This is a genomic window from Pseudomonas sp. DWP2-2 (assembly GCF_049897065.1).
Classification (GTDB): domain Bacteria; phylum Pseudomonadota; class Gammaproteobacteria; order Pseudomonadales; family Pseudomonadaceae; genus Aquipseudomonas; species Aquipseudomonas paracarnis.
The window spans coordinates 69,717-82,665 of sequence record NZ_JAFCVN010000003.1; the positions used below are offsets into that span (position 1 = coordinate 69,717).

A 12,949-nucleotide genomic window follows, 5' to 3' on the forward strand; every position below is an offset into this window, starting at 1 on the left:
GCATGAGAGCCTGACAATGGATGTTCGCCAATTCGCCTTCCTGGCCCGCCAACCTTCTGCCGCCCTGAAGCGCCGGGACGCGTTCTTCGGCCTGCCCAAGCGCGGGCTGGCGTTGATCCTTGCCAACGCACTGTTCTGGCAGCCGCTGCTGGCCCAGGCCGAGGGCATTGTGGTCAGTGCGCCGGGCACCACCGTGGGCGCGGCGGGCAATGGCGTGCCGGTGGTAAACATCGCTACCCCCAATGGCGCGGGCTTGTCCCATAACCAGTTCAAGGACTACAACGTCGGCCCCAACGGCGTGATCCTCAACAACGCCAACGGCACCATGACTAACACCCAACTGGGCGGGATCATTGTCGGCAACCCCAACCTCAAGGGCGGCGCGGCGAACGTCATCCTCAACGAAGTCAACGGCGGCAGCCCCAGCCAGTTGCGCGGTTATACCGAAGTGGCGGGGCAGTCGGCCAAGGTCATCGTCGCCAACCCGTACGGCGTGACGTGCAGCGGTTGCGGCTTTATCAACACCCCCAACGTCACCCTCACCACCGGCAAACCGGTGCTCGACGCCAGCGGCCAATTGCAGCGCTATGAAGTGGATGGCGGCGCCGTGACCATCGACGGCCAGGGCTTGAACGCCAGCAACGTCGAACGCTTCGACATCATCACCCGCTCGGCCAAGATCAACGCACAAATCAACGCCCGCGAACTCAACGTGATCGCCGGGCGCAACGACGTCGATGCGCAAAGCCTGAAAACCACCCCCCGCGCCGATGACGGCAGCGCCAAGCCGGAGCTGGCGATCGACTCCTCGGCCCTGGGTGGCATGTATGCCGGCGCGATCAAACTGGTGGGCACCGAAGCCGGTGTGGGCGTGAAGCTCGACGGCACCCTGGCCGCCAGTGGTGGCGATATTCAGCTCGACGCCAACGGGCGCCTGAGCATGGCGCAGGCGGCGGCCACCGGTAACGTCAAGATCACCGCGCAAAACATCGACCTCACCGACAAGGTCTACGCCAACGGCAACGTGCAGGTCACCAGCGCCCAGGCTTTGGTCAACCGCAAGAGCATCGCCGCCGACCAGCGCATCGAGATCAACGCGGCCAGCGTGAACAACCCCGGCATCATCGAAGCCGGCGTCGCCGCCGACAACAGCCGCAACACCACGGGCGACTTGGTGGTGAACGCGCAAACCGTCACCACCAGCGGCAACCTGCTGGCCAGCCGCGCCCTGGCGATTACCGCCGCACAAGCGCTGACCAACCAGGGCGCGATTATTCAGGCCAAGACCGTCGAGGTCAGCAGCGCCAAACTGACCAACCAGGGCGCCAGCGCACGTCTGTTTGGCGAACAAACCCTGGTGATCAGCTCGCCGGCCATCGTCAACCTAGGCGGCCTGATCCGCTTCGGCGAAGGCCAGGCCGCCACGCTCAACAGCGCCTCCCTGGACAACCGCCAGGGCCATATCGAAATGGCCGGTGGCAGCCTGGTGCTCACCAGCGCCAACCTGAACAACAGCGGCGGCCAAGTCATCGCCAACGACCTGACCGTCAACGCCGGCAACCTGAACAACCAGAACGGCGTGCTGGTGGCCAAGACCGCGACCGTTACTGCCAGCAACCTCGACAACAGCCTCAAGGGCCTGATCCAGGCCGACGGCGGCGCGCTCAACCTCGCCGTTTCCAACACCTTCAACAACAATCAGGGTTTCGCCCAGGCCAGCACCGATCTGAACGTTACGGCCGGCACCCTCAGCAGCAACGCAGGCGGCGTACTGAGCGCCGACACCGGCAAGCTCACCCTCACCGCCGCGCAACAGCTCAACAACGCCCAGGGCCGCTTGCAGGCCGGGCAGGGCGATATCGAACTGCACGCCGCGAACCTGGATAACCAGAGCGGCACGATCGTCGGCAAACAACTGCTGCTCGACGTGGCCGGCGGCGACATCGACAACCGCGCCGGGCGCGTGTTGGGTGACCACCTCGACGTGCGCGCCTCGGGCCTCGACAACCGCAACGCCGGCCTGCTGGCCGGTGGTGCCCTGGGCGTAAGCCTGCTGCTCAAAGGCCCGGGCCAGTTGCTCAACGCCCAGGGCCGCATCCAGAGCGAGGGCCTGCTGCAACTGCAAGGCGAGCGCTTCGACAACAGCGCCGGCATCCTGCTGGGCCAGACCGTCGACGTCACCGCGCAGACCTTCACCAACAGCAACAAAGGCGCGCTGGTCAGCAACGGCGGCGACGTGGTGCTCAAGGTCAGCGACCTGCTCACCAACGTCGGCGGCCAGATCGACGCGGGCGAACGCAGCGTGCTGGTCAAGCAGCTCACCACCCTCAACAACGACGGCGGCACCCTGCGCGGCAAGCGCCTGGACATCGCCGCCCAGCACCTGAACAACGACAACGGCCAACTGCTGGCCGGCGCCGAAGGCCTGAGCTACAGCGGCCAGGATGTAAGCAACCGCAAAGGCCTGATCCTCAGCGGCGGCGCCCTCACCGAACTGAACACCACCCGCCTGGATAACCAGGGCGGCACCGTGCAGGGCGACAGCCTGAGCGTCACCGCCAACAGCGTCGACAACGCCAGCGGCGGCCTGATGGCCAGCCTGGTCGGTAACCTGCAACTGACCGTAGAAGCCCTGGCCAACCGTGGCGGCAAACTGTTCGGTAAAGAACAAGTGACCGTCAGCGGCGCCAGCCTCGACAACAGCGCGGGCGGCCAGATCAGCGGCAACCAGATCAACCTGACCTCACGTGGCACCCTCAGCAACCAGGGCGGCCTGATCGAAGCCAACCAGGGCCTGACCCTCACCGGCGGCAACCTGGACAACAGCGCCAACGGCCAACTGCGTGCCCTGGGCGGCGCCAGCAGCAAGCTCAACCTCAGCGGTGCGTTGAACAACCAGAACGGCACCCTCGAATTCGGCAGCCAGGCCTTCAGCCTTGACGCCGCCAGCGTCAACAACCAGAACGGCATGTTGCAACACGCCGGCACCGGCCTGTTCCACCTCAACACCGCCAGCCTCGAAGGCAGCCAGGGCAATATCCAGGGCATGGGCAGCGCCGACTGGGCATTCGGTAAAGTCGACGGCCTGGGCCGTGTGCAACTCAACGACGTGCTCACCTACAAGAGCGACCAAGGGCTGGCCCTCAAGGCCGGTGACCGCATGGCCAGCGCCAAGGGCTTGATCCTCAACGTGGCCAGCCTGGACAACGGCGGCGAACTGCTCAGCGACAGTGACATCAGCATCACCACCGGCGATATCACCAACAGCGGCCGCGTCTCGGCCCTGCAAACACTCACCGTCGCCGCCAACAACCTCAGCCAGAACGGCGGCCGCCTGGCCGCAACCAATGCGCGCCTGACCCTGGGCGGCACCCTGGACAACCTCGGGTTCCTCACCGCCCGCCAGCAACTGGACATCGCCGCCGCGCAAATCAACAACCGTGGCACCCTCGGTGCCCAGGGCGCAGTGAACCTCACCGCAGTCAACGGCATCACCAATGCCGCCGATACGCTGCTGTTCAGCGGCGGCGACATGACCTTGCGCAGCAATGGCTTCAGCAACAGCTATGGCGATGTCTACAGCAAAGGCAACCTGAGCTTCGCCGCCCGCGATGGCGGGCGTGCCGTGCTGTTCAGCAACCGCTCCGGCACCGTGGAAAGCGAAGGCTCGATCGGCATCAATGCGGGCTTTATCGAAAACGCCAAAGACGAATTCGAACTCGGGCAAACGCTGACCACCGGCAGCTTGAGTTGGATCTGTGGCCAGCACTGCGGCGAGAGCGACAACTGGGAACGCGGCGAGATCACCATCTACGAAACGTACCTCGAGGCGGCGACCAAGGACTCGGTAGCGGCGCGCCTGGTGGCGGGCAAAAACATGCTGCTGCAAGGCGACAACGTGCAGAACCGCTACAGCCTGATGGCCGCCAATGGCGACCTGAGCATCACTGCCGGTGACCTGCTCAACCAGGGCGCCGCCACGCGCACGGGCCAGCGCAAGCTTGTAATCGGCACGCCAGGTCACGTCTCCGACGATTTGTTTGAACGCATGCAATATGTTGATGTGCCCGCGTTCAATGCGGCCACGGCGGCTGGGAATTTCGACAAGGCGCGCTTCGAAGAACTCAAAAGCCGCTCACCCAATAGCCTGCCGTTCGCCTACGCAAGTGACGTCACCACCTGGACCAACAACAGCGGCCCCGGCTACGACGCCACCCTGCAAGCGGGCGGCACGGTCAACCTCAACGTCGCCCGCACCCTGCAAAACGGCACGCTGCACAACAACACCCTGGCCCAGTTGACCGGCACCCTCGGCGACGACCAGACCGGCATCCCCGTCGGCGGCATCAACATCAACCTGAGCAAACACGCCAACGACCCGAGCGCCCAGGCGCCCGGCAGCGTATTGCCCGTGGTAGGCGTGGCCCCTGGTGGCGGCTTCGTGCCCGTGGACTACACCGGCACCGCGTTTGCCCCGGTCGACCCCACCACCTCGCCCACCTTCCAACTGCCCAAGGGCGAGTACGGCCTGTTCGTCAAAAACGCCGACCCCGCCAGCCACTACCTGATCGAAACCAACCCCGAGTTCACTTCCGTATCGGGCTTCCTCAGCTCCGACTACCTGCTCGGCAAGCTCGGCTTCAACGCCGACAACGCCTGGCGCCGCCTCGGAGACGGTCAGTACGAAACCCGCCTGATCCGCGACGCCGTGCTCGCGCAAACCGGCCAGCGCTTCCTCGCCGGCGGCCTGTACAGCGACGCCGACCAGTTCCGCTACCTGATGGACAACGGCCTCGCCAGCAAAGACGCCCTGCGCCTGAGCCTGGGCGTGGCCCTCACCGACCAGCAAGTCGGCGCCCTGACCCACGACATCGTGTGGATGGAAAACCGCGTCATCGACGGCCAGACCGTGCTCGTACCGGTGCTGTACCTGGCCCAGGCCGACTCGCGCAACGTGCGCGGCAACAGCCTCATCCAGGGCCGCGACCTCAACCTGGTCACCGGCGGCGACCTGATCAACGTCGGCACCCTGCGCGCCAGCAACAACCTCTCCGCCATCAGCAGCGGCAGCATCTACACCGGCGGTCTGGTCGAAGCCGGCAACAACCTCAACCTGCTCGCCCAAGACAGCATCCGCAACGCCATGGCCGGCGAAATCCGCGGCAAACAAGTCAGCCTCACGGCGCTCAAAGGCGACATCACCAACGAGACCACCGCCATCCAGGTACGTGACGGCGCCGGCATGCGCACCCTCACCGACACCAGCGCCGGCACCATCGTCGCCCGCGAAAACCTCGCCATCGACGCCGGCCGCGACCTCACCAACCGAGGCGCTCTCACCGCTGGCAACGACGCCAACCTCACCGCCGGCCGCGACCTCAACCTCATCGCCGCCAGCGACACCCGCGTCAAACACGAAACCCGCGACGGCGGCGAGAAATCCAGCATCACCACCGACGTCAAAAACCTCGCCGCCAGCGTCACGGCGGGCGGCAACCTCAACATGCAGGCCGGGCAAGACGTCAACATCATTGGCAGCACCGCCACCGCCGGCAAAGACCTCAACATCGCCGCCGGCCGCGACCTCAACGTCGCCTCGGTCAGCGACATGCACAACGTCGAGGGCAAGGAAAAGGACGGCAAAAAACGCATCAAGACTTCGGACGACCAGACTACTCAAGTGGCAAGCGTGCTGACTGCGGGTGGGGATTTCGTCAGCCAGGCGGGGCGTGATACCACGATTGTGGCGAGCAGGATCAGTGCGGGGAATGAGGCTTATCTGTATAGCGGGGATAAGTTGAACCTGCTGGCGGCGCAGAACAGCACCTACAGCCTTTACGACATGAAGGAGAAGGGGGGCTGGGGCGCGAAGAAGACCAAGCGTGATGAGGTGACCCACGTCACGAATGTGGGGACTGAGATCAAGACTGGTGGTGATCTGTCGCTGGTCAGTGGCGGTGATCAGTTGTATCAGCGGGCCAAGCTTGAGAGCGGTAAGGACCTGGCCATCACCAGTGGCGGCGCGGTGACCTTCGAGGCGGTCAAAGACCTGCACCAGGAGAGCCACGAGAAGAGCAAGAGTGACCTGGCGTGGACCAGCGCGAAGGGCAAGGGGAATACCGACGAGACGTTGCGTCAGAGTGAGTTGGTGGCGCAGGGCGAGCTGGCAATCAAGGCCGTGGACGGCTTGAAGATTGATGTAAGGCAGGTTAACCAGAATACGGTAAGCCAGACCATCGACGCGATGGTCCAGGCGGACCCAAGCCTCGCCTGGATCAAGCAAATGGAGCAGCGTGGCGATGTTGACTGGCGCGAGGTCAAAGAGCTGCACGACAGCTTCAAATACAGTAATTCCGGCCTGGGCGCCGGCGCGCAAATTGTCATAGCGATCATTGTTACCTACTTCACGATGGGGGCAGCAAGCGGCGCAATTGCCGCCGCTGGGACGGGTACCTCGATGGCTGGGGCGACGGCTGCTGCCACAGCCACATCTGCCGCAGGCTGGGCCAATGCTGCGGGCAGCGTTGTGCTTGCCGGCATGGCCAGCAATGGTGCTATCAGCACAATCAATAATCGTGGCAATTTAGGCGCAGTGGTCAAGGACGTAACCTCCAGCGATGCGATGCGGGGCTATGTTGTCTCGGGTGTTACCGCGGGGCTGACCGCAGGGTTCTATGACGACTGGACCAGCACGCAGACAGGCACTACTACTGCGCTACCTAACTCGGGCGCAGTGACATCCGCGAGCCCATTGAGTACCTGGCAAGGTGTTGGTCAATTTACTGCGAATCAGGTTCTGCAAAACGGCACATCGGCCATCCTGACTAAAGCGCTGGGAGGAGAAGCCAGCCTCGGGGATGCATTGCAAAGCAGCCTTGCCAATGCATTTGCTGCCTATGGCTTCAACATGATTGGTGATGTCTCCAAGAATCGGTTCGCCGACGGCGGTATCACCAAGATTGGGCTGCATGCGTTGATGGGCGGGCTGGCAGCTGAAGCCGCCGGCGGCGATTTCCGTACTGGTGCGTTGGCAGCAGGTGTGAACGAAGCCCTGGTAGACAGCCTCGCCAAACAGTACGCCAGCATGCCGGAGGATAAGAGAAAGAGCTTGCTGGTGATGAGCTCGCAGTTGATTGGTGTGCTTGCGGCGTCGGTGGACAGTGATGCTGACGGTGACAGTTTGCAAACTGGAGCATGGGTGGCGGGCAGTTCGACACAGTACAACTACCTCAACCATGAAGAAAACCAAGAGCGCTGGGCTGCCAAGAAGAAATGCCAGGGAGGAGATAGTGCTGCGTGTGGGCGTGCTGACGCTCTGGATGCTCTAGATAAAAGTCGAGATTTGGCGCTAACCACCGCCTGCAGTGCGAATGGTGCAGGTGCTACCTGTCGTTCTTTACGGCGAGAAGCTTCGGAGGCTGCTCGAAGCCTTGTGGTTGCGAGATTTGGCCCTGAGGCTAAAGAGCAGGCTAAGCAAGTTGAGCAGAATAAAGAGCTTGCGGCGTATTCCATTGAGGCGGAGCTTCGAAGCATTAAGCAAGTAGATAGCCCGATTGCGCTTGCTCAGACAAAGCGCCTGGCTGAGCAGCTCGCTGAATTTGGTTCAGACTTCATTCCGGTTTACGGCGATGCAAAGGGCTTCTATGAGGCTGAGGATCCGTTTGACTATGCCATGGCGAGTATTGGACTCATCCCGGGCGCCGGGGATGCGGCACAAAAAGTTTTAGGTAAGGCTAAAAAGCTGTATTTGGAAGGAAAGGTTGCTGAGTCTGCGGATTTGGTAGAAGAGCTAGCAAAGAGCTTACCTTCAGGAGCAGGTCCTAAAAATCCACTTCTTGGTGATTCGCTACCCCGAAGCGGTGATCGTTTAGTTGTGAATCAAGGGCCCGTACCTACATGTGGTCACAACTCATGTGGCATGGTTTTGGATACCATGGGACATAAAGTAGACATAGGAAATCTGATTGAAAAGCTTCCACCCGGAAAAGACGGGATTTTCCCTCAGGACGTTGCGAATTTGATGAAGTCTGAGGGCGTCAACACGGCAGTTTATGCAAGCCGTAACGTTGCTGATTTGGCAAGATACACAGCAAACGGAACGCCTGTTATTGTCCAAGTGGTGGATAAAGCAGCGGGTACCGGATTTTCCCATTTTGTTGTGGTCGACGGCATTACGACCAGAAATGGCATTTCTGTCGTAGCAATTCGTGATCCTCATGGTAAGCAGTATTTTAGCCCCGCGACTACTTTTGAAAAGAATTTTTCAGGTTATGTTGTTGTTCCAAAGGATGCTCTGAAATGAAATTAAGCATTAAGTTTCCCGAGAATTTGTTAACCCACAGCCTGCTCGAGCAAAGGCTGATTCCTTGCATTTGCAAAATTGCAACGGAGTTTGAAATTGAATTTTTGGACCCTTTGCCAGAAGCTGCAGGAACCGTTCTGGAGTGGGATCGTGCAGAACTTGAAAAAAGAGCGATAGGTGGGGTAGGTGGGCAATACTCTCACTATGCACACGGTCGGGTGTCGTTAAAAAAAGTTGATATTGATATCTACCAAATATTGGATCTTGAAATGTTTTATAGGCTTTTTGGATGGTGCAGCATCTTGGAAGATGGCAACTATGCGCCGCCGGGGCAGTTTTGGGATGATGAATAAGTTGAAGAAAAGGGGACTGAAGAAAAGGGACAAGAAAAGAGGACAGATTTATCTAGACTAGAGTTTAAAGGCTGTTTAGTCCTGAAGCATGTGTAAACCTATTTCAGGACTAGACAGTCCCCTTTTTTCGTTGATTCGTGACAAAAATGTTGGAAGAGATTAAGACAGAAGCAGTAATCGTGGGTAGTGAAGTTGATAAATGGCTTACGAGGGACTGAAATGAGATATTACTTAATGCGACAAGATGTAACTGTCTGCGATAGGTGGGTGCTCGGAGATGTACATCATGTAGATAACTGGCATTTCAGTGATCCTCCAGTTAATTTTACGGAGCCAGGCACATATACCCTCGATGTAAGGTTCGACGGTAAAGAAGTTGATTATTCCCTCGCTGGATACGCCAGTGTTCCTGTTTTAAGCGAGAGGGCAAAAAATTCGCTCGCCGGTTTGCCAGAGATAGACGAACTTTATCAGCATGTCGTTTTTGAGCCGGTTAAGATAAACAATAAAGTGGTTTGCCAGAGCTATTTTTTGATGATTATAGAAACGCAAATCGATTGCGTGGATGAAAAGCGCTCTCGCTATAAAAAGTTTGAGGTAGATGATGCTGTTAGGCCAGATATGGCCGGCAACTATCGTGCTTTCTACAATTTGGTGGTTGACCCGGGTAGGGTCGGATCAAGTCATATATTTAGACTTAAAAAATATTTGGGTGCGATCATAGTAAGTGAAGAAGTGAAACGGCGACTTGTGGCAGCTGGTGTTGTCGGCGTACTGTTTGATTCTGTTAATGGTGATCAAGAAACCGTTACCTAGTTAGTCAGGTAGTTGGGGGAAGGCGGCGAATTTGTTTAATTCGTGGTGGTAGTGCAAAGACCATTGATTAAATCTGCCCCCTTTTGTTGTGTTTAATTACATGGGGGGCGATTTGTGTCGGACAAACAAGTATATGAGCTAACGATTGATGATCTTGATCGCTACAGCGTTTGGTTTTTTCCGATGGACGATACCGTGGAGGATGAGTTAACTGTACGCCCCCTCGCCGAGCAGGAAACGTGCTCAGACTTTCAGATTATCGTTCGAGCTGATTTTTTTGGTGAAAGACACTCTGTGTATCGCGGCTATTTGTATTGGAACTCCAATTCCGCAATTGAATGCTTAAAGCCTGTTGTATTGTCTGATAAGGGAGCCGTCGTAAATTTTTGGAGCGGTATAGTAACTCCCGCGTGGGAAAGTTCAGAGTTTGCCGGTTCGATTAGATCCGAGCTGCCTATTTCTTATGCCTCGGAATCGGTTTTCGGTCTTCCTTCCATTTGCGGAAAGCTGGAGGGACTTTATTATCTTTCTGATGATCAGGTGTGCTGCGTTAAATGACGCGAGAAAAGGGGGGTGATTTATTTAAATTTGCGCTGGGATCTATTAAATAAATCTGTCCCCTTTTTGCGAGGTTTTTCATAATGGTGCGCGTCACGTCGGGTGGGAATCGATGAGTAAGGGGCAATAAATGATCGCTGGAGTAAGTTTTGATTCTTATTATGGTCAAGGTAATGCTGCTGACATAGAAGCTTTTGAAGCATTGGCGGGTATAGTTTTTCCTGCGGAATACAAAGAAGTTTCAGCGAAATTTAATGGCGCGTTTATTTTAAATAAACCTGTTTTCAATTTTTACAATCGTCTTCTCGGCGAAGATGTTACGAGCAGCGCTGGTATGTTTTTACCTTTCGGTGAAATCGAAGGCTCATTCGAGACAATGGAGGTGAAATACCGTCATCCGCCAGAAGATTTTGTTCAAGGCCTAATTATTTTCTCAGTATTAGGGAACGGAGATGCGCTCTGTTTTGACTATCGTAAAGATCGGCTTTCTGATGATCCAGAAGTTATGATGTGGCATCATGAAGCCGTTCCAGGTAGCGATTCAGAACTATCATTTGTCGCTTCCTCATTTTCAAAATTTTTAGACCAGTTATTTGAGCGGCCGCCCGAATAATAAGAAGTTTCGAAGGATCTAATGGGAGGTGGTGTCGGACAAAATTTAATTTCTAAGGCGACATCGGTATCAGATGTCCCCTTTTGTTTTTGGCATCATCACCAAGATAGCGGACGGATGCAGCTCGTTCCGGAGCTGATTCACTGCAGAACTGGACCCATAGGTGGTGAAGCTATGGGGGGCGGAAAGTGATTATAGAAAAAACTGAGCGTTACAGTGATGAACTTTTAGGGTTTGTAATTACCTGTCTGTTCTGCGAGGCTATTGATATATCAGAGTTACAATCGTGGTGCGCAGGATTTTTAGGGGCGGAGGGAGCTCCAGATTTTTTATATGATTTGATTGAATTTGAGCAGAAAAGGGGACAGATTTATTTAAATTAGAGTTTAAAGGCGCATTAAATAAATCTGTCCCCTTTTGTTAAAAGGCAATGATGTCGTGGTGACCAAGCCGAATGGTACGTTTGTGACGATTTTGAAAGATGGCGTCAACCAAAATCCATCAGTAAAAAGTGCGCTGGAAGGGAAGGTTAGATGATGAAAGAGTCTTCGTTGAAGGCGTGGCTTATACTTGCCATTGGCAAAAGGCTTTTGTCGGTGGACGCACTGATTCATAAGTTAGGCTCGGTGGCGCATGGTTTTCCGCAAGAAATTAGTTTACATTTTGAAGGAAGCATTCCTGGCCGTTTATTTTGCGATAGTGATGGGGTTTCGATAGGACTGTCCGTGGAGCCATTAACCGAGTGCGATATGCAAGAGTATGGCGCGCAAGTAATTGCGTCGATGTCCGACGATGCATGCTTTAGTAATGTTATAAACAAAACGCTGTCCTCAGCTGTTCTGGTGAAATCCTCAGTGGAGGATAGGGTTGTGGGTGTTGGTTTTTCATTTGATTGTGAAGAACGTCTTTTTATTTTGAATTTGGGAGATGAGATTTTTGTTTACAGGTCTATCCCCTCGGATGTTGTTGAAAGTGAATTTCTTGTTTTTATAGCCGTGGAGGGGGAGGACTGAAAGGTCTGGCTAATAAATATGAAAAATTTAATAATTTATTATTTTGGTTTGTTTGTGTTAAGTGGCTGTGTAACCAAAGATCTGAGCGTTGAAAACCGCCAGCAAATCAAAACTGTCAGTGTGTTGCTTGCCTCATTCCCGGAGCAGCAGTTCAAGTACACCAGCATGGATCAAGCCTGGGGGGCCGGCTTAGGTGCCGGTGCCGGGGCGGCTGTGGGAATGGCATCGGATTCGTCCAAAGTCGCTACCAGTGCTATGGCTGGCGTGGGTGTGGTAGCGGGCGCGAAAGTGGCTGATGGTGGAGCTTCAAGTCCACGGCAGGCAATTTTGTTGAACTTGCAGCGTAACGAAATAGATCCAGGGCAGTTGTTCAAACAACTGTTGGAGGCACGGATCAGTGCTGAGCATTTATTCAAAGTTGAACCGGAGGGCGGCCGGGCCGATGCGCATATAGAATTCGTCGTGTCCGAATGGGGCTTTGCCTTGAAAAACTACAGTGCAGAGCTTTATCCAACAGTGGGCATTGTAGCGACCATGAAGCTCGGCGACGCAGTAGTTTGGAGGAATTTCGAAACTGTCACAGCGTTCAGTGATGGAAATGTCCAGGCGTATACACCTCAAGAGTACTCAACAAACCCTGAAGCTCTCCGTAGCGCTTTGCAGAATGCTTTCGAGTTAGTGATAGCTAAACTAATAGCTGATTTGAAACAATAGGCGCTATAAGGCGTAGGGAGAAAAGGGTACAGATTTATTTGAATGAGGCTTGAAAAGCATATTAAATAAATATGTCCCCTTTGTTCTGCTGTTTGTCACGGTACTCCAGTCAGCAATATATTAAACCAAATTCCAGGGTTTAATGGGTTTGCTACATTGCACGATGGTTGGATGATTAACTTGAAAGCTCACAAACAAGCTGATATGTCGTTTTTTGAAAATTTGGGCAGCATGCCGCCTGCTCTGCTTGTAAATTATGGAGCACTGTACGATAAGTACCGCCCAGCAATTGAGTCGCAGAAAAAGCGTGAAAATTAATAAATGGCTTTTGGTAGTATTATTGTCGGCCTTGGCTGGCTGCGCACCTTCCCATTCCAATTGGGAAAATGGAATGAATCTATGGGTAGGTACTCATTTCGATTCCCACCTTTACAAAGACTGCACTCGAGGATGTGGCGACTCATATTGGTCGCCTGTAAATAAAAATAAGACCTTTGATAAGGTTGTTGATGAAAACGGAGGCAGGCGGTATTACATAACTTGGATTAGAGATTGCCGATATTCGGTTTTTGTCGCTGCG

Annotated in this window: 8 protein-coding genes; all 8 read left to right on the plus strand. The window is 55.5% G+C overall.

Annotated features, from left to right (window positions below; genetic code table 11):
* Positions 1–16: 16 nt before the first annotated feature.
* The 8 genes from ACP7CZ_RS07810 (at position 17) to ACP7CZ_RS07845 (ending at position 12,369) form a co-directional block, all read left to right on the plus strand.
* Positions 17–8,302 carry a DUF637 domain-containing protein gene (locus ACP7CZ_RS07810; protein ID WP_294173309.1) on the plus strand — a complete coding sequence of 2,762 codons (8,286 nt, stop codon included), beginning with the start codon at positions 17–19 and terminating at the stop codon, positions 8,300–8,302.
* Positions 8,299–8,655, plus strand: coding sequence for a hypothetical protein (locus tag ACP7CZ_RS07815; protein ID WP_003187492.1), 357 nt, complete (start codon positions 8,299–8,301; stop codon positions 8,653–8,655). Before ACP7CZ_RS07810 ends, ACP7CZ_RS07815 begins: the two co-directional genes overlap by 4 nt.
* Before the next feature lie 234 nt (positions 8,656–8,889).
* On the plus strand, positions 8,890–9,471 hold the full coding sequence (locus ACP7CZ_RS07820; RefSeq protein ID WP_426174025.1) for an imm11 family protein: 582 nt from the start codon (positions 8,890–8,892) through the stop codon (positions 9,469–9,471).
* A 114-nt stretch (positions 9,472–9,585) separates the two neighbouring features.
* On the plus strand, positions 9,586–10,029 hold the full coding sequence (locus tag ACP7CZ_RS07825) for a hypothetical protein (RefSeq protein ID WP_087945075.1): 444 nt from the start codon (positions 9,586–9,588) through the stop codon (positions 10,027–10,029).
* 130 nt (positions 10,030–10,159) lie between these two features.
* The gene (locus tag ACP7CZ_RS07830; RefSeq protein ID WP_294173301.1) at positions 10,160–10,642 is read left to right on the plus strand and encodes an SMI1/KNR4 family protein; all 483 of its coding nucleotides are present in this window, start codon (positions 10,160–10,162) and stop codon (positions 10,640–10,642) included.
* Between the two features lie 21 nt (positions 10,643–10,663).
* Positions 10,664–10,834, plus strand: coding sequence for an HNH endonuclease (locus tag ACP7CZ_RS07835; RefSeq protein ID WP_365692794.1), 171 nt, complete (start codon positions 10,664–10,666; stop codon positions 10,832–10,834).
* 341 nt (positions 10,835–11,175) lie between these two features.
* Entirely contained in the window at positions 11,176–11,655 is a 480-nt protein-coding gene (locus tag ACP7CZ_RS07840; RefSeq protein ID WP_127880565.1) for a hypothetical protein, read from the plus strand.
* Positions 11,656–11,673: 18 nt separating this feature from the next.
* Complete coding sequence (locus ACP7CZ_RS07845; protein WP_057709502.1) at positions 11,674–12,369, plus strand: hypothetical protein; 696 nt, start codon at positions 11,674–11,676, stop codon at positions 12,367–12,369.
* The last annotated feature ends 580 nt before the right edge of the window (positions 12,370–12,949 follow it).